23 protein-coding genes and 1 pseudogene are annotated in these 26,081 nt (G+C 74.9%); 12 read left to right on the top strand and 12 right to left on the bottom strand.

Annotation, left to right across the window (positions count from 1 at the left end; all coding sequences use genetic code 11):
- Nucleotides 1–23: 23 nt before the first annotated feature.
- The 3 genes from ACIPM1_RS07375 to ACIPM1_RS07365 all read left to right on the top strand — a co-directional run bounded on the left by ACIPM1_RS07375 (nucleotide 24) and on the right by ACIPM1_RS07365 (nucleotide 4,166).
- Nucleotides 24–848, top strand: coding sequence for an MOSC domain-containing protein (locus tag ACIPM1_RS07375; protein WP_402430172.1), 825 nt, complete (start codon nucleotides 24–26; stop codon nucleotides 846–848).
- A 166-nt stretch (nucleotides 849–1,014) separates the two neighbouring features.
- Nucleotides 1,015–1,620 (top strand): hypothetical protein, encoded by a 606-nt coding sequence (locus ACIPM1_RS07370; protein ID WP_402430169.1) that lies wholly within the window; start codon nucleotides 1,015–1,017, stop codon nucleotides 1,618–1,620.
- A 107-nt stretch (nucleotides 1,621–1,727) separates the two neighbouring features.
- Complete coding sequence (locus tag ACIPM1_RS07365) at nucleotides 1,728–4,166, top strand: right-handed parallel beta-helix repeat-containing protein (RefSeq protein WP_402430166.1); 2,439 nt, start codon at nucleotides 1,728–1,730, stop codon at nucleotides 4,164–4,166.
- Here the strand turns inward: ACIPM1_RS07365 and ACIPM1_RS07360 are convergent.
- Nucleotides 4,136–6,724 carry a hypothetical protein gene (locus ACIPM1_RS07360; RefSeq protein WP_402430163.1) on the bottom strand — a complete coding sequence of 863 codons (2,589 nt, stop codon included), beginning with the start codon at nucleotides 6,722–6,724 and terminating at the stop codon, nucleotides 4,136–4,138. The genes ACIPM1_RS07365 and ACIPM1_RS07360 overlap by 31 nt on opposite strands.
- A gap of 299 nt (nucleotides 6,725–7,023) precedes the next feature.
- On the opposite strand from ACIPM1_RS07360, the gene ACIPM1_RS07355 reads away from it, so the two are divergent.
- Nucleotides 7,024–7,869, top strand: coding sequence for a DeoR/GlpR family DNA-binding transcription regulator (locus ACIPM1_RS07355; protein WP_402430160.1), 846 nt, complete (start codon nucleotides 7,024–7,026; stop codon nucleotides 7,867–7,869).
- A gap of 111 nt (nucleotides 7,870–7,980) precedes the next feature.
- On the opposite strand, the gene ACIPM1_RS07350 is transcribed toward ACIPM1_RS07355, so the two are convergent.
- The gene (locus tag ACIPM1_RS07350) at nucleotides 7,981–9,105 is read right to left on the bottom strand and encodes a PLP-dependent cysteine synthase family protein (protein WP_356179910.1); all 1,125 of its coding nucleotides are present in this window, start codon (nucleotides 9,103–9,105) and stop codon (nucleotides 7,981–7,983) included.
- A gap of 381 nt (nucleotides 9,106–9,486) precedes the next feature.
- On the opposite strand from ACIPM1_RS07350, the gene ACIPM1_RS07345 reads away from it, so the two are divergent.
- Nucleotides 9,487–9,810, top strand: a complete 324-nt coding sequence (locus tag ACIPM1_RS07345) for a hypothetical protein (RefSeq protein ID WP_356179912.1) — start codon at nucleotides 9,487–9,489, stop codon at nucleotides 9,808–9,810.
- Nucleotides 9,811–9,993: 183 nt separating this feature from the next.
- Entirely contained in the window at nucleotides 9,994–10,530 is a 537-nt protein-coding gene (locus ACIPM1_RS07340) for an ATP-binding protein (RefSeq protein WP_402430156.1), read from the top strand.
- Between the two features lie 68 nt (nucleotides 10,531–10,598).
- On the opposite strand, the gene ACIPM1_RS07335 is transcribed toward ACIPM1_RS07340, so the two are convergent.
- Genes ACIPM1_RS07335 through ACIPM1_RS07325 form a run of 3 tightly spaced genes read right to left on the bottom strand, consistent with a single transcriptional unit; the run spans nucleotide 10,599 to nucleotide 14,217 of the window.
- Nucleotides 10,599–13,160 carry an ABC transporter permease gene (locus tag ACIPM1_RS07335; RefSeq protein WP_402430153.1) on the bottom strand — a complete coding sequence of 854 codons (2,562 nt, stop codon included), beginning with the start codon at nucleotides 13,158–13,160 and terminating at the stop codon, nucleotides 10,599–10,601.
- Entirely contained in the window at nucleotides 13,157–13,906 is a 750-nt protein-coding gene (locus ACIPM1_RS07330) for an ABC transporter ATP-binding protein (protein WP_402430150.1), read from the bottom strand. Before ACIPM1_RS07330 ends, ACIPM1_RS07335 begins: the two co-directional genes overlap by 4 nt.
- Nucleotides 13,903–14,217 (bottom strand): SHOCT domain-containing protein, encoded by a 315-nt coding sequence (locus ACIPM1_RS07325; RefSeq protein WP_402430148.1) that lies wholly within the window; start codon nucleotides 14,215–14,217, stop codon nucleotides 13,903–13,905. Before ACIPM1_RS07325 ends, ACIPM1_RS07330 begins: the two co-directional genes overlap by 4 nt.
- 161 nt (nucleotides 14,218–14,378) lie before the next feature.
- Here ACIPM1_RS07325 and ACIPM1_RS07320 point away from each other — a divergent pair.
- Together ACIPM1_RS07320 and ACIPM1_RS07315 are read left to right on the top strand one after the other, a co-directional pair.
- A pseudogene (locus ACIPM1_RS07320) lies at nucleotides 14,379–14,636 on the top strand (TetR/AcrR family transcriptional regulator); the annotation flags it as partial.
- Nucleotides 14,637–14,795: 159 nt separating this feature from the next.
- A complete protein-coding gene (locus ACIPM1_RS07315) occupies nucleotides 14,796–15,119 on the top strand; it encodes a hypothetical protein (RefSeq protein ID WP_402430145.1) in 324 nt (107 codons plus the stop codon).
- On the opposite strand, the gene ACIPM1_RS07310 is transcribed toward ACIPM1_RS07315, so the two are convergent.
- From ACIPM1_RS07310 to ACIPM1_RS07300, 3 genes are all read right to left on the bottom strand, one after another.
- The gene (locus ACIPM1_RS07310; RefSeq protein WP_402430142.1) at nucleotides 15,071–15,691 is read right to left on the bottom strand and encodes an NUDIX hydrolase; all 621 of its coding nucleotides are present in this window, start codon (nucleotides 15,689–15,691) and stop codon (nucleotides 15,071–15,073) included. The two genes, ACIPM1_RS07315 and ACIPM1_RS07310, sit on opposite strands and share 49 nt — an antisense overlap.
- 174 nt (nucleotides 15,692–15,865) lie before the next feature.
- Nucleotides 15,866–17,104: an ROK family protein gene (locus ACIPM1_RS07305; protein WP_402430139.1), complete on the bottom strand. Its 1,239-nt coding sequence runs from the start codon at nucleotides 17,102–17,104 to the stop codon at nucleotides 15,866–15,868.
- A 48-nt stretch (nucleotides 17,105–17,152) separates the two neighbouring features.
- Nucleotides 17,153–17,803 (bottom strand): alpha-ketoglutarate-dependent dioxygenase AlkB family protein, encoded by a 651-nt coding sequence (locus tag ACIPM1_RS07300; RefSeq protein WP_402430137.1) that lies wholly within the window; start codon nucleotides 17,801–17,803, stop codon nucleotides 17,153–17,155.
- A 113-nt stretch (nucleotides 17,804–17,916) separates the two neighbouring features.
- Here ACIPM1_RS07300 and ACIPM1_RS07295 point away from each other — a divergent pair, with 113 nt between their 5' ends.
- Nucleotides 17,917–19,077 carry a methyltransferase gene (locus tag ACIPM1_RS07295; RefSeq protein WP_402430726.1) on the top strand — a complete coding sequence of 387 codons (1,161 nt, stop codon included), beginning with the start codon at nucleotides 17,917–17,919 and terminating at the stop codon, nucleotides 19,075–19,077.
- On the opposite strand, the gene ACIPM1_RS07290 is transcribed toward ACIPM1_RS07295, so the two are convergent.
- Both ACIPM1_RS07290 and ACIPM1_RS07285 read right to left on the bottom strand, forming a co-directional pair.
- Entirely contained in the window at nucleotides 19,067–19,939 is an 873-nt protein-coding gene (locus tag ACIPM1_RS07290; RefSeq protein WP_402430134.1) for a ketose-bisphosphate aldolase, read from the bottom strand. The two genes, ACIPM1_RS07295 and ACIPM1_RS07290, sit on opposite strands and share 11 nt — an antisense overlap.
- 64 nt (nucleotides 19,940–20,003) lie before the next feature.
- Nucleotides 20,004–20,885, bottom strand: a complete 882-nt coding sequence (locus tag ACIPM1_RS07285) for an SIS domain-containing protein (protein WP_402430131.1) — start codon at nucleotides 20,883–20,885, stop codon at nucleotides 20,004–20,006.
- 137 nt (nucleotides 20,886–21,022) lie between these two features.
- Here ACIPM1_RS07285 and ACIPM1_RS07280 point away from each other — a divergent pair, with 137 nt between their 5' ends.
- Nucleotides 21,023–21,838, top strand: a complete 816-nt coding sequence (locus ACIPM1_RS07280; protein ID WP_402430128.1) for a DeoR/GlpR family DNA-binding transcription regulator — start codon at nucleotides 21,023–21,025, stop codon at nucleotides 21,836–21,838.
- Between the two features lie 42 nt (nucleotides 21,839–21,880).
- On the opposite strand, the gene ACIPM1_RS07275 is transcribed toward ACIPM1_RS07280, so the two are convergent.
- Nucleotides 21,881–22,258: a luciferase family protein gene (locus ACIPM1_RS07275; RefSeq protein WP_402430125.1), complete on the bottom strand. Its 378-nt coding sequence runs from the start codon at nucleotides 22,256–22,258 to the stop codon at nucleotides 21,881–21,883.
- Nucleotides 22,259–22,540: 282 nt separating this feature from the next.
- Between ACIPM1_RS07275 and ACIPM1_RS07270 the strand changes: the two genes are divergently transcribed.
- Nucleotides 22,541–23,368: an MIP/aquaporin family protein gene (locus ACIPM1_RS07270; protein WP_402430122.1), complete on the top strand. Its 828-nt coding sequence runs from the start codon at nucleotides 22,541–22,543 to the stop codon at nucleotides 23,366–23,368.
- Nucleotides 23,369–23,537: 169 nt separating this feature from the next.
- Nucleotides 23,538–24,119 carry a hypothetical protein gene (locus tag ACIPM1_RS07265; RefSeq protein WP_402430119.1) on the top strand — a complete coding sequence of 194 codons (582 nt, stop codon included), beginning with the start codon at nucleotides 23,538–23,540 and terminating at the stop codon, nucleotides 24,117–24,119.
- Nucleotides 24,120–24,143: 24 nt separating this feature from the next.
- Here the strand turns inward: ACIPM1_RS07265 and htpG are convergent, their stop codons facing one another.
- Nucleotides 24,144–26,075, bottom strand: a complete 1,932-nt coding sequence (gene htpG / locus ACIPM1_RS07260) for a molecular chaperone HtpG (RefSeq protein WP_402430116.1) — start codon at nucleotides 26,073–26,075, stop codon at nucleotides 24,144–24,146.
- Nucleotides 26,076–26,081: the final 6 nt, after the last annotated feature.

The raw sequence follows: 26,081 nt of genomic DNA, 5'->3' as shown, positions 1-26,081 counted from the left end.
CTGCCACCTGGCAGGATGAGGTCATGGGGAACGCGGAGCTGCACTCGCTGCACATCCACCCGGTCAAGGCGTTCCGGGGCGTGGCGCTGCAAAGCTGCGCCGTGGAGCCCTGGGGACTGGCCGGGCACCGGCGCTGGGTGGTGATCGACGACGGGGGAAAGGTCGTCACCCAACGCGGGCAGCCACGCCTCGCACTGGCCGCCGCCGAGCTCCGGCCCGACGGCGGCCTCCGGCTCTCCGCACCGGGGCACGAGGCGGTCACCGTGCCCGTCCCGGAGCCGGGCGTCACGGTGACGGTCGACATCTTCGGCGAGAAGGTGGAGGCCGTACCGGCCGCGGCCGCCGCGCACGCCTGGTGCAGCGCCTACCTGGGGGCCGACGTCCGTCTGGTCCACATGGACGAGCCCGCCCGGCGCCGGCCCGTCGCGCCCGAACACGCCCTGCCGGGAGAGACGGTGAGCTTCGCCGACGGCTTCCCGCTGCTGCTCACCACCGTCGCGTCGCTGGACGCCCTCAACTCGCTGATCGCGCGGGGCGAGCACGCCGGCGAGGGCCCACTGCCCATGAACCGGTTCCGGCCGAACGTCGTGGTGGCCGGCACCGCCGCCTGGGCCGAGGACGCATGGTCCCGCGTCGCGATCGGCGAGGTCGTCTTCCGGGTCACCAAGCGCTGCGGCCGCTGCGTGGTGACGACGACCGACCAGCGCACCGCCGAGCGCGGCAGGGAGCCGCTGCGCACCCTCGCGCGCCACCGCCGCGTCGGCGGCGACCTGGCCTTCGGCCAGAACCTGGTGCCCGAGCGCACCGGCACGCTCCGGCTCGACGACCCGGTCACGATCCTCGGGTGATCTCCGGGCGGCCGGGAACCCGCGGCCGCGGCCCGGGCGTTGGACGGATGACGCGGCCTTCGCCGAAGGACCCGGGCAAGGGGTGACGTCGCTCTCTCTTCCGGGGTTCGGCAGGCGCACGGTGCGTGCGGGGGCTATCACGGAGCGGGAAGGGGGGTGCGGGACGGTGCGGTCAATCAGCGGACTCTGGCGCTGGCGGCACAACCCGCTGCGGCGGGGGACCGATCTGGCCGAGTCGTGGGTGGCGCTGGTGGCGCTGCTGCTCGTCCTGGTCGCCGCCCCCGTCGTCGGCTCCGTCGTCGGCAGCGTCGCCCAGGACGCCCTGCAGCGCTCCGTCCGGGACCAGCGCCAGGACCGGCACCCTGTGACGGCCACCGTGGTGCGAGGGCTCGAGCGCCTGACGGTGGAGCCCGATCCGGAGACCTCCTCGGGGCGGGAGTTCCGCAGCCGCGTGGTCGCCGACTGGACGGCCCCGGACGGCACCCGGCAGCACGCCGCGGTCACCTGCGCCCTGAGGAACCCCCGCCCGGGCGACCGCTTCCCGCTGTGGACGGATCGGCACGGCCGTATCACGGCCCGGCCCCTGGACGCGGCCACGGCCGCGACCCACGCCGTGCTGGCCGGACTCGGCGCGTCCGCGCTGACCGCCGGCGCCGTGGAGGGCATACGCCGGCTGATCGTCTGGCGCATGGTCCGCCGGAGGTACGCGCGTTGGGACCAGGCCTGGGACCGCGCGGGCCCCGACTGGGGCCGCACCGGCACCGGCAGCTGACGGCGTTCCGGCTCTGGTCGGCCGACCGCCCGCGCGCACGCTACGGTGGTCCGGCCGACGCACTCGGCATCAACCCGCGCACGACGAGCTGGGGGCACAGCAACACCATGGCACAGGGCACGGTCCAGGTGACGCACACCGGCACATCGCGGTGGCGGCGCCGCACAGGTGAGTACGCATCGCTCGCCGCCGCCCTGGAGGCCGCGGCGGACGGCGACGTCCTCACCGTCGCCCCGGGCACCTACCGCGAGAACCTCGTCGTCCACCGGGCGGTGACCCTGCGCGGCCCCGAGGGCTCCCCCGGCTCGGTGCGCATCGCACCCGTGGACGGCGTGCCGCTGACCGTGCGCGCCGCGGCCGTGGTCCAGGACCTGCACGTGGAGGGGCAGGACGCGGCCGCGCCGGCGCTGCTGGTGGAGGAGGGCACGCCCGAGCTGCGGGACGTGCGGATCGTGACCAGGTCGGCGGCCGGCATCGAGGTGCGCGGCGGCGCCAGGCCGACCGTGCGGCGCTGCACCGTCGACAACCCGGCGGGCATCGGCATCGCCGTACTCGACGGCGGCGGCGGGGTGTTCGAGGAGTGCGAGGTGGTGGCGGCCGGGCAGTCGGGGGTCGCGGTGCGCGGCGGCGCCCACCCCCGGCTGGAGCGCTGCCGGGTGCACCACGCCTCGGGCGCGGGCCTCACCGCGACCGGCGACAACTCCGCCCTGGAGGCGGTGGGTTGCGAGGTGTACGAGGTCCGGGGCAGCGGTGTCCAGGTCACCGGGCGGGCCACGGCCCACCTCACCGACTGCGATGTGCACCGCACCACCGCGGACGGGGTCACCCTCGACACGGACGCCGTGCTGACCCTCGCCGACTGCCGCATCCACGACATCCCGGAGAACGCGGTGGACCTGCGGTCGCGTTCCGTGCTGACGCTGACGCGGACGACGGTGCGTCAGTTCGGGCGCAACGGCCTGTCGGTGTGGGACCCGGGCACCCGCGTGGACGCCAACCAGTGCGAGATCTTCGACAGCACCGGCGACTACCCGGCCGTGTGGGTCAGCGACGGCGCGACCGCGGTGCTGGAGTCGTGCCGCGTGCACGACGTGCCGGACGCGCTGTTCGTGCTGGACCGCGGCTCCCGCGCGGACGTCGTCGACAGCGATCTGTCCCAGGTGCGCAACACGGCCGTGTCGGTGAGCGACGGCGCGACCGCGCAGCTCGACGACTGCCGGATCAGGGAGGCGGCCACGGGCGCGTGGTTCCGCGACCACGGCAGCGGCGGCACGCTGAACAACTGCACGCTGGACGGCACGCAGACCGGCGTGATCGTCACCAAGGGCGCCGACCCGACCGTCGAGCGGTGCACCGTCTCCTCCCCCGCCGAGGCCGGCTTCTACGTGTCGGCCGGGGGCCGCGGCAGCTTCGTCGGCTGCCGGGTGACCGGCAGCGGCGGCTACGGCTTCCATGTGATCGACGGCTGCCGCACGACGCTGCGCAAGTGCCGCACGGAGCGGTGCGCGCGCGGGGGGTACGAGTTCGCGGACGGCGGCCCGGACGCCTCGGGCGGGGCGGGTCCCGTGGTCGAGGACTGCACCAGCGACGAGAGCGGGGGCCTGCGGCCGCCCGTGGCGCGGGAGACGGCCGCGCAGACGGTGAGCCCGTCGCCGGGGCTGCTGGGCGCGATCCCCGGACAGCGCACCACCGAACCGGAGCCGCCGCTCGTCGCCGTGCCGCCCGCCGAGCCCGCCCGGACCGCGAAGGACGTGCTCGGCGAACTCGACGCGCTGGTGGGCCTGGAGAGCGTCAAGCGGGAGGTCCGCGCCCTCACCGACATGATCGAGGTGGGCCGGCGCCGCCGTGAGGCGGGCCTGAAGGCGGCCTCCGTCAAGCGCCATCTGGTCTTCACCGGCTCCCCCGGCACCGGCAAGACCACGGTCGCGCGGCTGTACGGCGAGATCCTCGCCTCCCTCGGCGTGCTGGAGAAGGGCCATCTCGTCGAGGTGTCCCGCGTCGACCTGGTCGGCGAGCACATCGGCTCCACCGCGATCCGCACCCAGGAGGCGTTCGAGCGGGCGCGCGGCGGGGTGCTGTTCATCGACGAGGCCTACGCGCTGTCCCCGGAGGACGCCGGACGCGACTTCGGCAAGGAGGCCATCGACACGCTGGTGAAGCTGATGGAGGACCACCGGGACGCGGTGGTGGTGATCGTGGCGGGTTACACCGCCGAGATGGAGCGCTTCCTGTCGGTCAACCCGGGTGTGGCCTCCCGCTTCTCGCGCACCATCACCTTCGGCGACTACGGCCCGGAGGAGCTGCTGCGCATCGTGGAGCAGCAGGCCGAGGAGCACGAGTACCGGCTGGCCCCGGGCGCGGCGGAGGCGCTGCGGACGTACTTCACGGAGATCCCCAAGGGCCCCGCGTTCGGCAACGGGCGCACGGCGCGCCAGACCTTCGAGGCGATGGTGGAGCGGCACGCGAGCCGGGTCGCCCAGGTCGACGACCCGAGCACGGACGATCTGACCCTGCTCTACCCGGAGGACCTGCCCGGGCTTCCCTGAGGTTCACCGTCCGGGCCCGCGGACCGGTCCCCCGGCGCCGGGGTGCCGGCGGGCCCGGCGGGGTGCCCGCCCCGGTGGCGGGGCGCGGGGAGGTCCGGTCGCAGCCGGGCCAGCAGGCGCTCACGTTCCTCGGCGAACGCCGGGTCCGCCTGGTAGTCGGAGTGGCCCAGGATCGGCGCGGGCAGCGGGTGCCGCGTGGTCCGGCCGTAGGCGAGCGGGTCCTTCAGCGGGGCGCCGTCCACCTCGGGGCCGCGGTCGCCGGGCAGCCGGACCGGGCCGCCGATGGGGTCGGTGCGCCGGTAGAGGTTGCGCCAGCAGGCCACGTCGCGGTGCAGGGCGCTGAGGGCGGCGGGCCCGAAGTGGGCCGGGAACCAGCGGCCGTAGAGGCGCTCGAGCGGTGAGCCGTACGTCAGCAGCGCGACCCGGGCCCGGACCGGACCGGGGAGCTGCCAGGCCGCGGCGGCGGCCAGCACGCTGCCCTGGGAGTGCCCCGACAGCACCAGCCGACCGCCGGTGGCGCGCGTCCAGGTCGCCATCCGCCACGTGAGGTCGGGCACCGCGCGTTCGGCGTAGCAGGGCGGGGCGAAGGGGTGCGCGGCACGCGGCCAGAAGGTTCCGACGTCCCAGAGGATGCCGATGGTGCGGCGGGCGGAGGCGTCCTTGTAGGCGCGCCGGCCCCAGGTGACGAAGGCCAGGAAGCCGAGCCCTGTCAGCCAGGAGCCCAGCGCCTGCGCGGTCCCGGCCGCGCCCCGGACGACGGGGTACGCGTGCGCGGCGGCCCGTACCGGGGTCCCGCCGGTCCCCAGGGCTCCCACCACCGCCACGGCGCCCAGCAGGAGGGTGGCGGCGGAGGTGACGCCGACGAGGAGGGGGCCGGCGTCGGTGAGCGTCGCCATCGCGCGGGTGCGCGCGATCCGGCGGGTGCGCTCGGGGTCCTCCGGCTCGCCCGGGTGCTCGCGCTCCACCGCGGCGCGCTCGGCGCGGGCCAGCCGCCGGGTGCGCAGGGCGAGCAGGCCGCAGAGCACGAGCAGCGCCACGAGCACCGGCGGGACCACCGATGCCTGCCAGGTGAGCAGGACCGGAGGGCCGTCGATGGACGCGTGGGCGCCGTCGAGCCAGTCGGCCACCCGTTGCGCGACCCCGCCGGACATCACGCCGCCGAGCGCGCAGGCCAGGGTGGCGACCGCGGGGCCGCCCAGGCCGCGCAGCGCGGCCCGGGGATCGGGGCGGGTGCGGTGCAGCCTGTGGGCGACGGCGCCGAGGGCGAGGACCAGCAGGCCCTGCACCAGCGCGATCCCGCCGAAGGTGGTGTCGCCGGGCAGCCGTCCCGCCGCGTGCCAGCCGGGGCGCGACCAGCCGGCGTAGACCGCGGCGAGCAGGAGCAGGACCAGCGCGCCGAGCGGCAGTCGGCGTACGAGGGGATGGTCGGTCCTCCGGTCGGGCCGGTGTTCGCTGCGGCCCCTGCCGCACACCACCGCCACCGCGAGGCCCGCCATGACGACGAGACCGGCGTGGAGGAGCAGGCCCAGGGCGTCCAGGAGCGCGGGGCCCGAGCGTCCGCGGTCGAAGCGCGCCGCCGGGCCGGCGACCGCGGCGGCGACCGTCAGCAGGCCGGCGGCGGTGTGGGCGGAGCGCAGCCGGGCGACCAGCCGGCGCCCGTACCAGAAGCCGGGCCGGCCCAGGGAGGTGCGGCCGGTGTCCTCGGTGCCCTCGGCGGGTTCGGGCCCGCCGGGCCGGGGCCCTCCGGTGTCCCGCGCCTCCGGAGAGGCCGGATCCGCCTCCGCGACCGCCCCGGCCTCCGGCACGTGCGCCGGCCGGCCCGGGGAGGCGGGGCCGTCGCCGTGTGCGCCCGCGGGACCGCGGCCCGGATCGCGTGCCGGCTCCGGCCGGTGGTACATCGGCTGCTGGGACTCGTAGGCGCTCCAGGTGCGGTGGGACAGGTACCACAGCAGTGCGGTGAGCGCGGTGGGCACCAGGGCGGCGAGGGCCAGCCGGCGGCCCGGAGCGCTCCACCAGCCGCCGTCGGCCGGGGACAGGAAGCCCAGCCAGGAGTGCCGGGCGGCGCACGCGCGGGTGCCCGCGCACTGCCAGGCCGCGAGGTCGAGGGCGACCTCGCAGGCGGCGGCCACGAGGAGCACCGTGAGGGTCAGGCCCGCCAGCCGTACGAGCAGCCCGTACAGGCGCACCGCACGACTGCGGTCGGGGCCCGCGGGGCGCATCCAGTGCGCGAGGTTGACGACCATGAACGGCAGCAGCAACAGCCACAGGGCCCGGGTGCCGTTGCCGGAGGTGAGGTTGCACCACACGTACGCCTCCGGCACCGGTCCGCCGCGGTGCTCGGCGGGGCGGGTCTCGGCGTCGACGTCGGCGGCGCGCCGGAAGACGGCCGCCGTGTCGTCGCCGGTGATCCGCACCGTGCGCGGGTCGTCCAGCATGCGGTCGGGGGTGGTGCCGCCGACCCCGTGGACCAGGAGTTCCAGGGCGGTGCCGGCCGGCTCGGGCAGCCGGGTGGGGCCGTCCGCCCCACCCGGAGCGGCAGCCCGGTGTGCACGTTCCACTGGTTCCACTGTTCGCACTCCCCCGTGACGCGCCGCCGGCCTGTGTCCGTGCGGCCACCAGGATGTCCGCCCCCCGGCACCGGGCGCAGCCGGCCTCACGGAATCTCCCCGATCCGGGTGACGGCGGGCCCCGGCGGGACGGCCGTGACATGCGCCCGCCGGTACGGGCGATGGCGCGACGTGCGGCGAGCCGTGAAAGGATGGGACGCCCGCGCACCGGGGACGCGACGGACCTTCTCGTCGGCGGCGGGTGCGCCGGGCGGGTCGGACGGCTTGAGGCGAAAGGAACCGGAGCACACGTGAGTGAGAATCAGAACCTCCTCGCGGAGCAGCGGCGCGCCCTGATCCTCGACGAGGTCCGGCGCCGCGGCGGTGTCCGGGTCAACGAGCTGACCCGGAAGCTCGGCGTGTCGGACATGACGGTCCGCCGCGACCTGGACGCGCTGGCCCGCCAGGGCGTGCTGGAGAAGGTGCACGGCGGGGCGGTGCCGCTGGTGGAGGCGAGCACGCACGAGCCGGGTTTCGAGGCGAAGTCGGGGCTGGAGCTGAGCGCCAAGGAGGACATCGCCCGGGCGGCGGCCGAGCTGGTGGCGCCGGGCACGGCGATCGCGCTCTCGGGCGGGACGACGACGTACGCGCTGGCCCAGCACCTGCTGGACGTGCCGGATCTGACGGTGGTCACCAACTCCGTGCGGGTGGCGGACGTCTTCCACGCGGCGCAGCGCACCTCGGGCCGGCGGCCGGGCGCGGCGACCGTCGTGCTGACCGGCGGGGTGCGCACCCCGTCCGACTCGCTGGTCGGGCCGGTGGCCGACCAGGCGATCGCGGCGCTCCACTTCGACGTGCTGTTCCTCGGTGTGCACGGGATATCGCTGGAGGCGGGCCTGTCCACGCCGAACCTCGCGGAGGCCGAGACCAACCGGCGTCTGGTGCAGTCCGCGCGGCGGGTCGTGGTGGTCGCCGACCACACGAAGTGGGGCGTGGTGGGCCTGAGTTCCTTCGCGGGGCTGGAGCAGGTCGACACCCTGGTGACGGACGCCGGGCTGCCGGCCGACGCGCGCGCCGAGGTCTCCGAGAAGCTGCGCCTGGTGGTGGCGGGCGAGAGGGCCGAGCGGACCACCGTGGCGGACGGTACGGACATCTGACGGCGCGCCGACTGTCTCGCGCGCTCCCTCTGCACCGGCCCCTCGACCGGCGGTCGGCGGCCTCCTGACCCGGGCTCCGCCCCGCGCACGGGACGGGCCCGCCACCCCGGTTCAGTCCGGCCACACCCCGGTCGCCAGGAACGACTCGATCGCCGCCGTGTACGGCGCGATGTCCAGGCCCTGGGCGGTGAGCCAGTCGTCCGAGTAGTACTTGTCCAGATACCGGTCCCCGGGGTCGCACAGCAGGGTCACCACGCTGCCCTGCCGCCCCTGCGCCACCATCTCCGCGATGATCTTCAGGGCGCTCCACAGACCGGTGCCGGTGGAACCGCCCGCCTTGCGGCCGATGGCCTGCTCCAGGGCGCGGACGGCGGCGACGCTGGCCGCGTCCGGCACCTTCATCATCCGGTCGATGGCGCCGGGCACGAAGCTCGGCTCCATGCGCGGCCGTCCGATGCCCTCGATGCGTGAGCCGCAGTCGCAGGTGACGTCCGGATCGCCGGTGGTCCAGCCCTCGAAGAAACAGGAGTTGTCCGGGTCGGCGACACAGATGCGGGTGTCGTACTGCATGTAGTGGACGTAGCGCGCGATGGTGGCGGAGGTGCCGCCGGTGCCCGCGGTGGCGACGATCCACGCCGGCTCCGGGAACCGCTCCAACTCCAGCTGGCGGAAGACGGATTCGGCGATGTTGTTGTTGCCGCGCCAGTCCGTGGCCCGTTCCGCGTAGGTGAACTGGTCCATGTAGTGGCCGCCGGTCTCTCCCGCGAGGCGGGCGGACTCCTCGTACATCGTGCGGGGGTCGTCCACGAAGTGGCACCGGCCGCCGTGGAACTCGATCAGGCGGCACTTCTCGGCGCTCGTCGTGCGCGGCATGACCGCGATGAAGGGCACGCCGATCAGCTTCGCGAAGTACGCCTCGGAGACGGCGGTCGAGCCGCTGGAGGCCTCGATCACCGGGCGTTCCGGCCGGATCCATCCGTTGCACAGTCCGTAGAGGAACAGCGACCGTGCCAGCCGGTGCTTGAGGCTGCCGGTCGGGTGGGTCGACTCGTCCTTCAGGTACAGGTCGATGCCCCACTCCTCGGGCAGCGGGAAGCGCAGGAGGTGGGTGTCGGCCGAGCGGTTGGCGTCGGCCTGGACCTTGCGGACGGCCTCTTTCAGCCAGGCGCGGTAGCCGCTGTCGGTCCGGTCGGCGTCGAGGGTTTCGCCGGTCCGGGTCTGTGGGGTGGTGCTCACGGCGGGACTCCTTACGCTGAGCGCCGACGGCGTGGAGCGCGGCCGGACGCCCCCGATGATAGACACCTTCCGGCACGCTTCCCACCTGCATAAACGCGCCTTTGAGCGGCTCAAAGCCGCTCCTGGGGCGGCCGTCGCGTGCCGGCTCCCGCGTGCCACGCGCCCCCGGGTGGGGGCGCACTTCGCGCGAGTGCTCCGGGCACCGGCGGCGACCGGGGCGCGCGCACTGGTGCTGTCCGGCGAAGGGGGGCAGACTGCACCGGCAGGAGGAGTCCGGGGCCCTCGCGGGACGTGGGGCGCCCGGCGGACGGACCGGCTCCTCGCCCCGCCGGCGCGCGGGACGGAGCCGGCGACGGGCGACGCGCAAGGGGGCGGGAAGGGATGGCGGAACCGGAGTTCGCGGCCAGGGGCGTGCGGATCGAGCAGCGGCTGCGTTCGCTCACCCGGGCCGGGCAGGTCCGGATCAGCGGCGGCAGGCTGGAGTTGCTCACCAGTTACGGCAGCGAGATCGACAGCGCGCCGGTGCGGGCGGTGCGGGCGTCGAAGCCCTGGTTCGCCCCGGACGACCGGGCGCTCGCCGACCTCAACGGCAAGCGGTACCTGCTGACCCTCGGTGACCACGACCCCGCCCCGGGCGAGACCGGGCCGCCCGCCGCGCGCCGGTTCATCGAGGCCGTCCGCCGGGCGGCTCGACACGACCGCTAGGAGACGCGAGTTGCGGGACTTGGCCCCTTGCGTCACGCTGGTCACACGTCACTCTGGGTTTACCGGCGATAACGCTGCGAACCAGCCCGCCGGCCACGACAGCAGGCGGCAGTGTCACGCAGGCGTCCTGCTGCATTCGAAACGTCGTGTTCTTCCGGACCTCTACGTCGGGGAGTCGCAGCCGTGACCAGTCACCCAAGCAGGCACTGCACGGTGGAGCTCCAAGCCCTGCCGTCGCGGATCGGCCAGGTCCGCAGAATCGTATCGGCGCACTTGCGCTACTGGCAGCTCAACCCTCTGATAGACCGGGCCGCGCTCGGTGTGACGGAGCTGTTGACCAACGTCCACCAGCACGCCCGGCCCGACAAGTTGTGCACCGTGGAGCTAGAGGTGCTGCTGGACCGGCTGACGGTCTCGGTGCGCGACCACGACCCGCGCCTCCCCGTGGTGGAGGACGTGGAGCCGCTCGCCACCGGTGGCCGCGGGCTGGCGATGGTGGCGGCGATGAGCGAGAGCTGGGGTGCGCGCCCGGACGGGGAGCACGGCAAGGTCGTCTGGTTCACCCTGCCCACCGCCGCGTCCGCGGTGGCGGTGCCGGCCCTGGTGCCGCGCCTGACCGCCGGGGAGACGGCCGTGCGCCGGTTCACCCAGGTCGAACCCGCGCTCGACGGCGCCGCCCGGCCGGCGCACGCTCCCGCCCGGTCGGCCGTTCCCGGCTGACCGGGCGGTGACCGGGTGGTGAACGGGCCCGCGGGACATCCCGCGGGCCCGTTCGGCTGTCCGCGGCGTCACTGCGCGGCGACGGCCCGCAGCACGTCCAGGCGGGCCGCGCGCCGGGCCGGGCGCAGCGCGGCGAGGGCTCCGGCCGTGACGCCCACCAGCGCCACCGCCACGAGGCGCACCGGCGGGACGGCGAACGCGAACGCGGTGCCGCTCGTGCCCTCGGAGGCCTTCACCAGCACCCAGCCGAGGCAGGTGCCGAGGGCCAGCCCGCCGGCCGTGCCGAAGGCGGCGATCAGGACCGACTCCCAGCGGACCATGGCGCGCAGCTGGGCGCGGGTCTGGCCGACCGCGCGGAGCAGCCCCAGTTCGCGGGTGCGTTCGTGGATCGCCAGGGTCAGCGTGTTGGCGATGCCGAGCAGCGCGATGAGGACCGCCAGGGCGAGCAGGGCGTAGACGAGCGTCAGCATCATGTCGATGCCGCCGGCCGAGGACTGCGCGTACTCGGCGCGGGTCTGCACCTGCGGGTTGCCGTACCGGGCGGCCACCCGCTGGACCGCTTTCCTGCCCGCCTCGGCGCCCACCCCGTCCTTGAGGGAGACGGCGACCAGGGTGTCGGCGTCCTGGGTGCGGTGCGGGGCCCAGGCGGCCCGGGTGACGACGTAGTCGCCGGCGAGTTCGGACTGCCCGTAGACCGCGCGGACGGTGAACGTCGCGGTCCTGCCGTCGGTGAAGGTCAGCCTCGCCCGGTCGCCGGTGGTGAGGCCGCGCGCGTCGGCCTCCTTGCGGCTGACGGCGATCCCGTCGGTGCCGAGGTCGCGGAGGCTGCCGCGCACCCGGCCGAGGTCGAAGGTGCGGGCGAGGGCGTCGGGGTCGGTGACGGTCAGGGACCGTCCCCTGCCGTCGACCTCCGCCACGCCCCGGCCGAGCCCGACCGCGGTGTCCACCTCGGGCAGCCGCCGCACGGCGGTGGCGAGCCCGGGGCTCAGTCCGCTGCCGCCCGCGCCGAAGGACGGGGTGCTCACCGCGAGGTCGCCCGCGAAGGAGCGGGACACGGTCTGGTCCATGGTGGCCTTGAGCGAGGCTCCGAAGACCGTGAAGAGCGACACGACGGCGACCCCGATCATCAGCGCGGCCGCGGTCGCGGCGGTGCGCTTCGGGCTGCGCAGCGCGTTGCGCCGGGCGAGGGCGCCGGTGACGCCGCGCAGCCGGTCGAGCGGGCCGCCGAGGAGCCGTACGACGGCGGTGGAGGCGACCGGGCCGAGGACCACGAAGGCGGCCAGGGCCATTACGGCGCCCAGTCCGGCCGCCCACACCGACCGGGAGACCAGCACGCCGGCCAGGGTGACCGCGACGGACGCGGCCGCGAGGGCGGTGCCGGTGACCGTGCGGGTGCGGGAGGTCCCGGAGGAGTCGACGGCGCTCTCGCGCAGCGCGGCCATGGGCGCGGTCCGGCCGGCCCGTACGGCGGGCAGCAGCGCGGAGCCCAGGCAGACGACGACGCCGACCGCGAGCGGCAGCAGCATCGAGCCGGGCGTGACGACGAGGCCGCCGTCGGGGAAGGGGAACCCGATGGCCGGGAACAGCGCCTGCAGTCCCGCGGCGATCCCGATGCCGCCCGCCAGTCCCGCGGCGGACCCGGCGACCGCGACCGCGCTCGCTTCGACGAGGGTGGCTGCGGTCACCTGGCGGCGGGCGGCCCCGAGGGCGCGCAGCAGGGCGTTCTCCCGGGTGCGCTGGGCCACGACGATCGCGAAGGTGTTGTGGATGGAGAACGTGGCCACCAGCAGCGCCACTCCGGAGAACACCAGCAGGAACGTGGTGAACATGGTCAGGAACTGACTGGAGATCATGTCGGTGTTCTCCTGGGCCGACTCCTGTCCGGTGATGGCCTCGACGCCGCGGGGCAGGACGGGCGTCAGCCGGCGCACCAGATCGCGCTGTCCGACGCCCGGTTCGGCCCGCACCAGGATGCTCGCCGCCCGGCCGGGCCGGGCGGTGAGGTACTTCTCCGCGTCGGCGCGGGTCATGCCGGTGAACGTCACCTGGGCCATGCCGTCCTCGCCGCCGAACGTCGCGAGGCCGACGATCGTCACCCTCACCGGGTCGGGCGTCCGCAGGGTCGTCGTGTCGCCGATCCGCAGGCCGCCCTTGCGCGCGGCGCCGCGGTTGACGACGACCTCGCCGGACTTCACGGGCGCGCGGCCCTCGGCGAGGCGGTACGGGTTGAGTTCAGGGTCGGTGATCCAGTTCCCGGCCAGGGTGGGCGGCCCCTGGCCGCCGAGGGCCGTGCCGTTCCTGCCGACGAGTTGGCCTGCGCCCTGGATCTCGGGGGCGGCGGCCGCGACGCCGGGGACACGTGCCACGGCCGTGAGCAGGGAGGTGTCGACGGGCCGGCGCACGCCCCGGCTCTCGCCGGGTGTGGTGATGACGTCGGCGCCCCGGACGACGGCGTCCGTGCCCCGGGCCGCCGTGCCGAACATCGAGTCGAAGCTCGCCCGCAGCGTGTCGCCCATGACCAGGGTGCCGGTCAGGAAGGCGACGCCCAGGAACACGGCGAGGAAGGTGCCGGCGAAGCGCCGCCGGTGGGCGCGCAGGGAGGCCAGGCTGAGGCGGACGGCGGCGGTCACGACCTCACCTCGAAGGCCTTCATACGGTCCAGGACCGAGTCGGCGGTCGGGGACTCCATACGGTCGACCAGGCGCCCGTCGGCGAGGAAGAGGACCTCGTCGGCGTGGGCGGCGGCGACCGGGTCGTGGGTGACCATCACCACCGTGCGGTCCATGTGGCGCACGGCGCGGCCGAGCAGGCCGAGCACCTCCGCGCCGGAGCGGGAGTCGAGGTTTCCGGTCGGTTCGTCGGCGAAGACGACGTCCGGCCGGCCGGCGAACGCCCGGGCCACGGCGGCGCGTTGCTGCTGTCCGCCGGAGAGCTGGTCGGGCCGGTGGTGCAGCCGGTCGCGCAGGCCGACGACGTCGACGAGGGCGTCGATCCACTCCTCGTCCCCTCCGCGGCCCGCGAGGTCCAGCGGCAGAGTGATGTTCTCCGCGACGGTCAGCGTGGGCACGAGGTTGAACGCCTGGAAGACGAAGCCGACCCGGTCGCGGCGCAGCAGGGTCAGCCGGCGGTCGTCGAGGCCGCTCAGCTCGGTACCGCCGATGTGGGCGGTGCCGGAGGTGAGCGTGTCGAGTCCCGCCGCGCAGTGCATCAGGGTGGACTTGCCGGAGCCGGAGGGGCCCATGATCGCGGTGAAGCGCCCGGCCGGGAAGTCGACGCTCACGCCGTCCAGGGCCCGCACGGCGGTGTCGCCGGCGCCGTACACCTTCACGGCGTCGACGACCCCCGCGGCCGTCCGGGTCTCGGTCATGGTGCTCATACGGCACCGCCCTTGCCCGTGCGGCCGAACTGCTCCTCCAGCACCGACAGCCGGCGCCAGTACTCGTCCTCGTCGATCTCGCCGGAGGCGAAGCGGCGGCCGAGGAGGGCGAGGGGCGAGTCGGGGGCGGGGCGGCCGTCCGGGCCGCGCCACGGCCCGCGGTCCGTGCCGCGCCAGGACCCGCCCCGGCCACCGCTCCAGGCGGCGCGGCGCAGGACGGTGACGGCTCCGACGATCACGGCCGCCCACATCAGCGGGAAGAAGAGGATCCACGGCCCGGGGCCGCCGTCCCAGTTCGCCAGGGTCTGCATCTCGGCTCATCTCCTCGGAGGTTCTGCGGTGATGTTCCGAGAGTGGCTCCGGGACGGGGCCCGGGTCGTCGTACGGCCGGCGGCCGTGCGCGTACCTCCCGGGAAGTACGGGGCGCGCCCGCGCCTGCTCCTCCGGGCCTCGACTCCTGTACCTACCAGCCTTCGAGGGCAAGCCCGGCCTGGCGCCGGCGGCGATCCGCCGGACGGCCGGGGAGCTGCCGGCTACCGCGAAGGGAGTACTCGGCGGCCCGGGCACGCCGTACGACCGCGTCGAGGCGTATCTGCGGCGCGAACGCGACGTGCCGCGCGGCTGCCCGGTCGGCCGTCTGACGATGGACCCCGACGTCGTCGCCGGCGACGAGCTGCGCGCGCCGGTCGACGAGACGCTCGACCGGATCCGTGGGCGGCGGGCCGGAATTCCTTCCTCTCCGGCGGCTTCCAGGGACTCGTCGACGACTTCGGGCGGCCCGCCGTGCGGCAGTGGACCGGGGTGCCTTCGAGGAGGGCGCCGCCAGCGACTCCCCCGCCGCCCTGGCCGTACGGCACCCGTCCCGGACGGCGTGGAGTTGGCCGCGTTCATGGACGACGCGGCTCGGGAGACGGCGCGGCTGGCCGGTCCGGACGGAGCGGTCCTGGCGGCGGCCGCCCTGACCACCCACCGCTGGGAGGTGGTGCACCTCTCCCGCTGGACCCGGCATCCCGCCGCGGCCGGCGCCCCACGGCACGACGGCGACGTCTTCCAGGTCCTGCACCTGTCCGCCCCCGGAAGGAAGTTCCTGCGGCGGGGCCGCCACTGGTGGGTCCGCCCGGCCCCGGCCCCGCAGGACGGCGGAGCTGCCGGGCGCGCCCGCGCTCAGGACCCGGACGCCGCCGCGCAGCGGTGGACGACCGGCTCCAGGTAGTCCACGCGGGTGTCGCCCAGGGCCGCCAGTTCGTGCGGGGCGCGCACCAGGGCCAGGCGGTCGAACTCCGGCTCACGTCCCGCCGCCGTCTCCGCGCACACGAGGGCCGCGCGGCGGCCGCGCAGCAGGTCCGGCGGCAGAGCGGGAGCGCGGTAGAGGACGCCGGTGTGACCGCGCGCACCGTGGGTGACCAGCCACAGGCGCAGCGCGTCCGGTGCGAGGTCGACACCGGTCTCCTCGGCCAGTTCCCGTGCGGCGTTCTCGCGCAGCCCCCGCTCGTCCAGGGGCCCGTCACCGTCCGGCGGTTCCACGGAGCCGCCTGGCAGTTGCCACCGGCCGGGCACGGCGGTCGACGGCGCCGTCCGCCCCACCAGCACCCGCCCGTCGGCCGATGGCTGGACGACCGCCACGAACAGCGACGGCAGCCACGCGGTGAGCCCGGGAACCCGGCGCAGGGCGAAGTGCCGGTAGGTCGTGCGTGCCCAGGAGAGGGCGAGGGCGCGGGGCCCGTCCTCTTCCAGCCCCGCGCACACCACGACGGGTCCGTCGAAGAGGGCCGGCTGAGTGCGCACCGCCTCCTCCCAGACCCGGTCACGGGCCTGGCGTTCGGCGGCCGACAGCGGGGGCAGCGCCGCCTCGGTCAGGCGGAGCCGATCGGCCGGCAGGAGCCGGACGACGGGGATGGGGAAGCCTGGGGTGGCGGGCGGCGGGCCGGGGTCACGGTGGTGGCGGGGTGGGGGCGGGGGTCACGTCAGGGCGCCCAAGGGGTCGTCGAGGACCGGCTGCCAGGCCAGCTCGGCGGCTCCCACCAGGCTGTTGTGGTCGAGGGTGCAGGGCAGGATGGGGACGCCGCCGCTCTGGCCCCACAGGCTCCGGTCGGCGACGACGGCGCGCAGCCGGTCCGGGTCGGCGTCGAGCAGGGTGCGGTGCAGGCCGCCGAGGATGATCCGGTCCGGGTTGAGGATGTTCACCAGACCGGCGAGGCCGAGGCCCAGGCGGTCGATGAGGGCCTCGACGGCCGCGCGGACGGCGGGGTCGTCGTAGTGGTCGCGGATCAGGTCGTGCGCCTGCTTCAGCAGCGACACCTCGGGGCCCACCTCGCGGCCCGCGGCGGTGAGGAAGGCCAGCGGGTCGGCCTCGACGTCGAGGCAGCCGCGGCTGCCGCAGTGGCAGGGGCGGCCCTCGGGGTTGACGGTGAGGTGGCCGACCTCCAGGGCCAGACCGGAACTGCCCGTGTGCAGCCGCCCGTCCAGCACCAGCGCACCGCCCACGCCCCGGTGGCCGGTGGCCACGCACAGCAGGTCGCGGGCGCCCCGGCCCGCGCCGTGCCGGTGCTCGGCCAGCGCCGCGAGATTGACGTCGTTGGCCGCGAAGGCGGGGCCGGTGATCCCGGCGGCGCGCACGCACTCGGCGAAGATCCGGCGCACCGGCGCGCCCGCGGGCCACGCGAGGTGCAGCGGGTTCAACGCGAGCCCCTCCGGCTCGGCGACCGCCGACGGCACGGCGAGCCCGGCGCCGACGCAGCGCCGCCCGGTCGCGCGCAGCAGTTCGGCGCCGGCCTCCACGACGGAGCCGAGCACCTTGGACGGATCGGCGTCGACGGTCTCGCAGCCGGGCGCGGTCGCCACGATCCGGCCACCCAGGCCCACCAGGGCCGCGCGGAACCCGTCGGCGTGCACCTGCGCGGCCAGCGCGACCGGGCCGTTCTCGGCGACCGCGAGCCGGTGCGAGGGGCGCCCCTGCGACCCGGCCGCCGCGCCCGGACGGGCGTCCACCCGGATCAGGCCCAGCGCCTCCAGCTCCGCCGCCACCGCGCCCGCCGTCGCCCGGGTGACCCCGAGCTCGGCGGTGAGCACGGCCCGGGTCGGGGCGCGTCCCGTGTGCACGAGCTCCAGCGCGGGGCCGAGCGCACCGCGCCCCCGGTCCAGCCGCGTCCTCGAGGTGGTCCCTTCCCCCGCCGTCCGGGGGTCCGCCTTGCCGCTCATGAGGGCGAGTCTCCCATGATCCTCAGGTGCCGTGACCGGCGCCGTGAGTCAGAAGCCGCTCACCCGGAGGGTGATGTTCAGCCGTCCGGTGAGCGCCAACTCGGGCGGCGCGGTGCCCGGGTGGACGCGGGGCACGCCGTGGTGGGCGAGCCGGGCGGGGCCGCCGAACACGAACAGGTCGCCGCTGCGCAGTTCGACGTCGGTCCACGGCCGGGTCCGGGTCTCGGTGTTGCCGAAGCGGAACACGCAGGTGTCGCCGAGGCTGAGGGAGACGACGGGCGCGGCCGACTTCTCGTCGCCGTCGCGGTGCATGCCCATGCGGGCGCCGGCGTCGTAGAAGTTGACCAGTGCGATGTCGTACGCGGCCTCCGGCACCGCCTCCGGGCCCAGCGCGTCGGCCACCGCGCGCCGGGCCAGCTCGCCCAGCCAGGACGGGAACGGCTTCACCGGCGCCCGGTCGCCGTCGACGACGGTGCGGGCGTAGACGTAGGGGTACCAGTGCCAGCCCAGGCACACCTGCCGTGCGGTCATCGTGCCGCCGCCGGGGGTGCGCACGGTGCGCAGGCCGGCCGGCGGGCGGGCCCACTCCCGGCAGGCCGTGAGCAGTGCGCGCTGCCGCTCGCCGTCCAGCCAGTCGGGCACGTGCACGGCACCGGGCGCGATCTCCGTACGCGCCCGGGGGAACAGCTCGGCGTCCATGCCGTCCATCCTCGCGCATCGGCCGCGGCGCCCCCGCCAGAGCGCGGCGCCCGCCCCGGCCGACCGGGCCTGAGCTGCGGCTCCGCTAGCCTTGTCGGACGATGAACGACCGTATGACGACGCCCTGGGGCGAGCTGGAGCTGGCCCGCTTCCCCGAGGACCCCCGCGACCGGCTGCGCGCCTGGGACGCCTCCGACGAGTACCTGCTGCGGCACCTCGCGCAGCGGGAGGCGGACGAGCCGGGCCGGGAGCCCGGGACGGGGCTGTCCGGAACCGTCGTGGTGGTCGGGGACCGCTGGGGCGCGCTGGTCACGGCGCTGGCCGCGCACCGGCCGGTGCAGATCACCGACTCGTACCTGACCCAGGAGGCGACCCGCGCCAACCTCGCCCGCAACGGCGTGGAGACCGGTACGGTACGTCTGCTCACCACCCAGGATCCGCCGCCCGGCCGCGTCGACGTGCTCCTGGTGCGGGTGCCCAAGAGCCTGGCCCTGCTGGAGGACCAGCTGCTGCGGCTGGCGCCCGCGGTGCACGAGGGCACACTCGTCGTCGGCACCGGCATGGTGAAGGAGATCCACACCTCCACGCTGCAGCTGTTCGAGCGGGTGCTCGGGCCGACCCGGACCTCGCTCGCGGAGCGCAAGGCACGGCTGATCTTCTGCACCCCGGACGCGTCCGTGCGGCGCCCCGCCAACCCGTGGCCGCACCGCTACGCGCTGCCCGAGGGGATCGGCGCCGTCTCCGGCCGGACCGTCGTCAACCACGCAGGCGTCTTCTGCGCGGACCGGCTCGACATCGGCACCCGCTTCTTCCTCGGGCACCTGCCGCGGAGCCGCGGCGCGCGGCGGGTGGTGGACCTGGGCTGCGGCAACGGCGTGGTGGGGACGGCCGTGGCGCTGGCGAACCCCGAGGCCGAGGTGCTGTTCGTGGACGAGTCGTTCCAGGCCGTGGCGTCGGCGGAGGCGACGTACCGGGCGAACGGCGTGCCGGGGCACGCCGAGTTCCGGGTCGGCGACGGGCTGGCCGGGATACCGGACGGCAGCGTGGACCTGGTGCTCAACAACCCGCCGTTCCACTCCCACCAGGCGACGACGGACACGACGGCGTGGCGGATGTTCACCGGGGCGCGGCGCGTGCTGCGCCCCGGCGGCGAGCTGTGGGTGATCGGCAACCGGCACCTGGGGTACCACGTCAAGCTGCGGCGTCTGTTCGGCGCCTGTGAACTGGTCGCGAGCGACCCGAAGTTCGTGGTGCTGAGGGCGGTCAGGAGGTAGCCGGCGGGCGCCCGGAGCCGAGGAGCGCGACGAGCCGCCGCACCTCCGCCACCATGGCCTCACGGCCCACCCCGAGGTAGGTGCGCGAGTCGACCGCCTCGGGCCGGCCGGCGAGGAAGTCGCGGATCGCCCCGGTCATCGCGATGTTCAGGGCGGTGCCGACGTTGACCTTGGCGATGCCGCCGGCGACGGCCGCGGTCAGTTCGGCGTCGGGCACGCCGGAGGAGCCGTGCAGGACGAGCGGAACGTCCAGTGCGCCGGCGAGGCGTTTGATCAGGTCGTGGTCGAGGGCGGCGGTGCGCACGGTCATGGCGTGGGTGTTGCCGACGGCCACGGCCAGCGCGTCCACCCCGGAGTCGGTCACGAACGCGTTCGCCTCGGCGGGGTCGGTGCGGGCACCGGGGGCGTGGGCGTCGAGCGGCGGCCGGCCGTTCTTGCCGCCGATCTCTCCCAACTCGGCCTCGATCCACAGCCCTTGGGCGTGCGCCCAGTCGGTGGCGGCCCCGGTCGCGGCGAGGTTCTCGGCGTACGGCAGCCGGGAGGCGTCGTACATCACGGAGCTGAAGCCCGCGTCACGGGCCTGGCGGAGCAGGTCGTCGCTCTGCACGTGGTCGAGGTGGAGGGCGACCGGCACGCGGGCGCGTTCGGCGGCGGCGACGGCGGCGCGGGCGAGCGGGAGCACCCGCCCGTAGCGGAACTTGACCGCGTTCTCGCTGACCTGGAGGACGACGGGGGCGCCGGCCGCCTCGGCGCCGGCGACGACGGCCTCGACGTGCTCCAGCGTGATGACGTTGAACGCGGCGACGGCGGAGCGCGCGGCGGCGGCCGCGGTGACCAGCTCGCCGGTGGCTGCAAGCGGCACGGCCTGTCCTTTCGGGGGACTCGGATCAGGAGGTGTGAGCCAGGAGTTCGGGTCAGGGCCCGGGTCAGGGGGTGAGGATCACCGAACGGGTCAGGTGGCGCGGCCGGTCCGGGTCGAGGCCGCGGGCGGCGGCGACGGCGACGGCGAGGCGCTGGACGCGGACGAGTTCGGCGAGGGGGTCGAGTTCGCCCTGGATCCACCGGGCGCCGGTGGCGCGCACCTGGTCGGCGAGTCCCTCCGGTGCCCGGCCGAGCATCCAGGTGGCCGTGGAGCGGGCGGTGATGCTGATGGGCCCGTGCCGGTACTCCATCGCCGGGTAGGCCTCGGTCCAGGACAGCGAGGCCTCCCGCATCTTCAGCCCGGCCTCGTTGGCGAGCCCCACCGTCCAGCCGCGGCCGAGGAAGGTGAACTGGGTGCGGTCCACGAGTCCTTCGGGCAGCGGCTCGGCGAGTGCGGTGCGGGCGTCGTCGACGACGCCGTCGGTGTGCAGCCCGAGGTGGGCCCGCAGCAGGGTGAGCGCGGTGGTCGCGAACCGGGTCTGCACCACGGAGCGTTCGTCCGCGAAGTCGAGCACCACGACGTCGTCGGCGACTCCCATGACGGGCGTGTCCGGGTCCGCGGTGACGGCGGTCGTGCGCGTGCGGCCCTTCAACCGGCCGAGCAGATCGAGGACTTCGGTGGTGGTGCCGGAGCGGGTGAGGGCGAGCACCCGGTCGTAGGCGCGGCCGTACGGGAACTCGGAGGCGGCGAAGGCGTCCGTCTCGCCCTCCTCCGCGCCCTCGCGCAGGGCGGCGGCCGCCTGGGCCATGAAGTACGAGGTGCCGCAGCCGACGATCGCGACCCGCTCCCCCGGCGCCGGGAGGACCCGGCCCTGCTCGGTCGCCTCGGCCGCGGCGCGGGTCCAGCACTCGGGCTGGCTGCTCAGCTCGTCCTCGACATGCGTCATGCCGCCCTCACTCTTTCCCTGGCGATGCCTGGTGATTGTTCCTGCAAGATAGCGTTCGGTTTCGCGCACAATCAAGCATCACGGCGGGTGCCGCGTGCGTTAGGGTCGCGGGGGATCGAGGGAACGGAGGCCCGCGGATGTCGCGCGACGCCCGCTGGAAGGCGCTGCTGGAGCTGCTCGTCGAGCGCGGCCGGCTGGACGTCGAGGAGGCGGCGGCCGAGCTGGGCGTGTCGGCCGCGACCATCCGCCGGGACTTCGACCAGCTCGCCGAGCAGCAGATGCTCGTGCGCACGCGGGGCGGGGCCGTCGTGCACGGCGTCTCCTACGAGCTGCCGCTGCGGTACAAGACGGCCCGCCGCGCCTCCGAGAAGCAGCGGATCGCCAAGGCGGTCGCGGACCTCGTGTCGCCCGGGGAGGCGGTGGGCCTGACCGGCGGCACGACCACGACGGAGGTGGCCCGCGCCCTGGCGGTGCGCGGCGATCTGGCCTCCACCGCGCCGGGGACGTCCGGCTCCCCCGGGCCCTCCGGCTCCCCGGCGCTGACCGTGGTGACCAACGCGTTGAACATCGCCAACGAGCTGGCCGTACGGCCCCAGTTCAAGATCGTGGTGACCGGTGGCGTCGCGCGCCCGCAGTCCTACGAGCTCATCGGGCCGCTGGCGGACGGGGTGCTGAGTCAGATCACCCTGGACGTGGCGGTGCTCGGGGTGGTCGCCTTCGACGTGGCGCACGGCGCCGCGGCGCACGACGAGGCGGAGGCCGCCGTCAACCGGCTGCTGTGCGAACGCGCCGAACGGGTCGTCGTCGCCGCCGACTCCAGCAAGCTGGGCCGGCGCGCCTTCGCCCGCATCTGCCCGGCCGAGTCGGTGGACACGCTGGTCACGGACACGGCGGCGGGGCCGGACACGGTGCGGCGGTTCGAGGAGGCGGGCGTCCGGGTCGTCACCGTCTGACGGCTCGCCCCCCCGCCCCCGCCCCGGGCCCGCCCGGTCCGCTCAGGCGCGGAAGAAGCCCACACCGCGGCAGTCGTTGCACCCCGGGACGGGCCGGACGTCCTCCGATGCGCGCTGCTGGGCCTGGAGGGCGACGCTCACCAGGGTCATGAGGAGATCGACGTCCGCGGAGGCGTCCAGACGCAGCGTCACCCACTGCGACCCGGGCACGAGCCGGATCGCCGCGAACCGCCGCAGGTCCCCCGCCAGCCGCCGGATGGCCCCGGCGGTGAGCCGGAGGTCGACGTCCCGGTCGGAGTGGAAGTGGGCTATCTCGCCTCGCGCGGAGCTGAGGGCCTGCCCCGTACCGCAACTCGGCGCCGCCTCCATCAGGTCGGGCCAGGAGGCCAGTTGGGCGAGAGCACGTGCGGCCAACGTCATGGTTCCATCATGGCGTGCTCACCGTTTGGACACCGATACGTGAGCGAGCCTTAACCGATCCGTGTCCGACCGCGTCCCGCCGCCCGGGCACGCACGCCCGCACCGCACGCCCGGCGGGACCTCGCCACGGCACCCCCGCCGAACACGCCCCACCTCACGGCCCGTACACGAAGTGAAAGGGTCAACTTCCGCTTGACGTCCGCCCCCTGGACGTCCAGCACCACGTCGGTACGCTCGCGGCCGAAATGCGCCCATCCTCGTACGAGTGGAAGGCGGTGCCCCATGGCAGACGGGACGTCCAGACGGGGACTGATCGGCGAACTCACGGCCGAGTTCCTGGGCACAATGGTCCTCATCCTGTTCGGCTGCGGTGTGGTCGCGCAGGTCGTGGCCGGGAAGCTCGGAGATCACGACAGCATCACCTGGGCGTGGGGCTTCGGCGTCACGCTCGGTGTCTACATCGCCGCCCGTGTCAGCGGCGCCCACCTCAATCCCGCGGTGACCCTGGCCCTGGCCTGCTTCAAGGGCTTCTCCTGGCACAAGGTCCTGCCCTACGCCCTGGCGCAGACGCTCGGCGCCTTCGTCGCGGCCCTGCTGGTGCGCTGGAACTACACCGAGATCCTCGCCGATGCCGACCCGGGCCACACGATCAAGACCCAGGGCGTCTTCTCGACCCTCCCCGGCAACGGCGTCTTCCCGGTCAGCGAGTGGGGCGCGCTGCGCGACCAGATCATCGGCACCGCGATCCTGGTCCTGCTGATCTTCGCCGTCACCGACCTGCTCAACACCCCGCCGGGCGCCAACCTCGCGCCCCTGATCATCGGGTTCCTGGTCGTGGCCATCGGCATGGCCTGGGGCGCGGACGCGGGCTACGCCATCAACCCGGCCCGCGACTTCGGCCCCCGTCTCGCGAGCTACCTCACGGGATACGGCACGGCCTGGCGGGACCAGTACGGGAATCTGTACTTCTGGGTGCCGATCGTCGGCCCGCTGATCGGCGGCGTGATCGGCGCCCTGGCGTACCGCCTGCTCGTCACCCCGCACCTGCCGGTGACGCCCGCGGAGCAGGAACCCGGACGGGTCCCGACGCCCGACTCCGCCCATGCGTGACGGAGAGTGACGGAGAAGGCTCCGGGCCCAGGGCTCGCCCGCGCCGGGGCGAGCCCTCCGGGCGGGCCCGCGGTCCCATCCGGGAGCACACTGGCAGGAGGAGCCGCCGAGCGTCGGGGAACGACGGGCGCCCCGAGCGGCCGTCGGTGCTCACGAGGGGGTGTCGAAGGTGACACGTCGTGCGGGAGAGTGGCAGCGCCGGCTGTGGCGGTGGCGGCGCAGTCCGCTGCGGCGGGCCAGTGACGTCGTGGAGGCGTGGATCCTGGTCGCCGCCTGCCTCCTCGCCGTGGCGGGCGGTCTCCTCGCGGGGCTCCTGACGGCGGGCGCGATGCGGCAGAGCGCCGACGGGGTGCGCGACCGGAGCCGGCCGGTGCCGGCCGCGCTGACCCAGGAGGCGACGCGGGCGGCCGCCCGGCCCACGAGCAGCGCCCTGGTCTGGGGCACGGTGCGCTGGACCGACCGGGACGGCGCGGCGCACTCGGGCCGCGCCAGGGTCCCGGCCACCGCGCGGCCCGGCAGCCACGTCACGGTGTGGACGGACGGGCACGGCCGCCTGACCCCACCGCCCGTCTCGCACGCGGAAGCCGCCTTCCAGGCGGCCCTCGGCGGACTCTGGGCCGCGACGGCCGCCGTGGGCGTGGTCGTCGGCGGCACCAAGCTGGCCCGGGCCCGGCTTGACCGCCACCGCATGGACCAGTGGGCCGAGGAGTGGGCCCGCGTGGACACGCGGTGGGGGCGCACGACGGGCTGACGCGGTCGCGCCGCCCGCCGGCGGTTACAGCGCGCGCTCCAGGCGCTCGGCCACCAGCTTGACGAACTGTGCCGGGTCCTTCGGCCGGCCGCCCTCGGCGAGCACCGCCAGGCCGTACAGCAGTTCCGCGGTCCCGGTGAGCCGCGCCCGGTCCTCGCCGTCCCGGAAGGCCTGGTTCAGGCCCTTGACGAGGACATGGCCCGGGTTGAGCTCCAGGATCCGCTTGGCGGCCGGCACCTCCTGGCCCATCGCCCGGTACATGCTCTCCAGGGCCGGTGTGAGGTCGTGCGCGTCGGAGACCACGCAGGCCGGGGAGACGGTCAGGCGCGAGGACAGACGCACCTCCTTGACGTCGTCCGCGAGCCGCTCGGTCAGCCAGCCGAGCAGCCCGGCGTACTCCTCGGCCTGCTTCTCCCGCTCGCCGCCCAAGGACTCCTCGGGCCGCGCGCCGAGGTCGATCTCGCCCTTGGCCACGGAACGCAGCCGCCGGCCCTCGTACTCGCCCACGGCGTCGACCCACACCTCGTCGACGGGGTCGGTGAGCAGCAGCACCTCGATGCCCCGGTCGCGGAACGCCTCCATGTGCGGGGAGTTCTCGACGCTCTGCCGGGACTCTCCGGTCAGGTAGTAGATGTCCTCCTGCCCGTCCTTCATCCGCTCCGCGTAGCCCTTCAGCGTGACCGGCTCGCCGTCGCCGTGCGTCGTCGCGAACGACGCGACGGCGAGGACGGCGTCGCGGTTCTCGGAGTCGGTGACCAGCCCCTCCTTGAGCACGGGGCCGAACTCCCGCCACAGCGTGGCGTAACGCTCCGGGGCCTTGGCCATCATGTCCTTGACCGCGGACAGGACCTTCTTCGTCAGGCGGCGCCGCATCATGCGGATGTGCCGGTCCTGCTGCAGGATCTCGCGGGAGACGTTGAGCGAGAGGTCCTGGGCGTCGACGACGCCCTTGACGAAGCGGAGGTAGGACGGCAGCAGGGCGTCGCAGTCCTCCATGATCAGGACGCGCTTCACGTACAGGTGCAGGCCACGCCGGGCGCCCTGGGTGAACAGGTCGTGCGGGGCGTGCGCGGGCACGAACAGCAGGGCCTGGTACTCGAAGGTGCCCTCCGCCTGCAGCCGGATCGTCTCCAGCGGGTCGCGCCAGTCGTGGCCGAGGTGCTTGTAGAGCTCGTGGTACTCGTCGTCGGACACCTCCTCGCGCGGGCGCGCCCAGAGCGCCTTCATCGAGTTGAGCGTCTCGGGCTCCGCCGGGGCGTCCTCCCGCGCCGGTGCGTCAGGGTCCGCCGTAGCGGCCTCGGCAGGCGGGGTGACCAGCCGGATCGGCCAGGTGATGAAGTCCGAGTACCGCTTGACGATCTCCCTGATCTTCCAGGCGGAGGTGTAGTCGTGGAGCTGGTTGTCCGGGTCGGCCGGCTTGAGGTGCAGCGTGACCGCCGTGCCCTGCGGCACGTCCTCGACCCGTTCCAGCGTGTACGTGCCCTCACCGCGGGACGTCCAGCGGGTGCCCCGGCCCTCACCGGCGCGCCGGGTCACCAGGGTCATTTCGTCGGCCACCATGAAGCCCGAGTAGAAGCCGACGCCGAACTGGCCGATCAGGCCCTCGGCCCCGCCCGCGTCCTGGGCCTCCCGCAGCTCCTGGAGGAAGGAGGCCGTACCGGAGTTGGCGATGGTGCCGATGAGCTGCCCGACCTCGTCGTACGACATCCCGATGCCGTTGTCCCGCACCGTGAGGGTGCGGGCGTCCGGGTCGGTCTCGATCTCGATGTGCGGATCGGACACGTCGGCGTCCGGGACGTCCTCCCGCAGGGCCGCCAGCCGCAGCTTGTCCAGCGCGTCGGAGGCGTTGGAGACGAGCTCCCGCAGGAAGACGTCCTTGTTCGAGTAGACCGAGTGGATCATCAGCTGGAGCAGCTGACGGGCCTCTACCTGGAACTCAAACGTTTCGGTCGGCATGGTTCG

The sequence above is a fragment of the Streptomyces sp. NPDC086766 genome (assembly GCF_044746005.1).
GTDB lineage: Bacteria > Actinomycetota > Actinomycetes > Streptomycetales > Streptomycetaceae > Streptomyces.
Note: the sequence above shows the minus strand (reverse complement) of the source record. Positions and strands in the feature narration are given on the sequence as shown.

Bases quoted from the DNA above. Each gene is read 5' to 3' on its own strand.
- ACIPM1_RS07375 (WP_402430172.1), top strand. From the start codon at position 24: ATGGGGAACGCGGAGCTGCACTCGCTGCACATCCACCCGGTCAAGGCG.
- ACIPM1_RS07365 (WP_402430166.1), top strand. From the start codon at position 1,728: ATGGCACAGGGCACGGTCCAGGTGACGCACACCGGCACATCGCGGTGG.
- ACIPM1_RS07345 (WP_356179912.1), top strand. From the start codon at position 9,487: ATGGCGGAACCGGAGTTCGCGGCCAGGGGCGTGCGGATCGAGCAGCGG.
- ACIPM1_RS07330 (WP_402430150.1), bottom strand. From the start codon at position 13,906: ATGAGCACCATGACCGAGACCCGGACGGCCGCGGGGGTCGTCGACGCC.
- ACIPM1_RS07325 (WP_402430148.1), bottom strand. From the start codon at position 14,217: ATGCAGACCCTGGCGAACTGGGACGGCGGCCCCGGGCCGTGGATCCTC.
- ACIPM1_RS07315 (WP_402430145.1), top strand. From the start codon at position 14,796: ATGGACGACGCGGCTCGGGAGACGGCGCGGCTGGCCGGTCCGGACGGA.
- ACIPM1_RS07305 (WP_402430139.1), bottom strand. From the start codon at position 17,104: ATGAGCGGCAAGGCGGACCCCCGGACGGCGGGGGAAGGGACCACCTCG.
- ACIPM1_RS07300 (WP_402430137.1), bottom strand. From the start codon at position 17,803: ATGGACGCCGAGCTGTTCCCCCGGGCGCGTACGGAGATCGCGCCCGGT.
- ACIPM1_RS07295 (WP_402430726.1), top strand. From the start codon at position 17,917: ATGACGACGCCCTGGGGCGAGCTGGAGCTGGCCCGCTTCCCCGAGGAC.
- ACIPM1_RS07285 (WP_402430131.1), bottom strand. From the start codon at position 20,885: ATGACGCATGTCGAGGACGAGCTGAGCAGCCAGCCCGAGTGCTGGACC.
- ACIPM1_RS07280 (WP_402430128.1), top strand. From the start codon at position 21,023: ATGTCGCGCGACGCCCGCTGGAAGGCGCTGCTGGAGCTGCTCGTCGAG.
- ACIPM1_RS07275 (WP_402430125.1), bottom strand. From the start codon at position 22,258: ATGACGTTGGCCGCACGTGCTCTCGCCCAACTGGCCTCCTGGCCCGAC.
- ACIPM1_RS07270 (WP_402430122.1), top strand. From the start codon at position 22,541: ATGGCAGACGGGACGTCCAGACGGGGACTGATCGGCGAACTCACGGCC.
- htpG (WP_402430116.1), bottom strand. From the start codon at position 26,075: ATGCCGACCGAAACGTTTGAGTTCCAGGTAGAGGCCCGTCAGCTGCTC.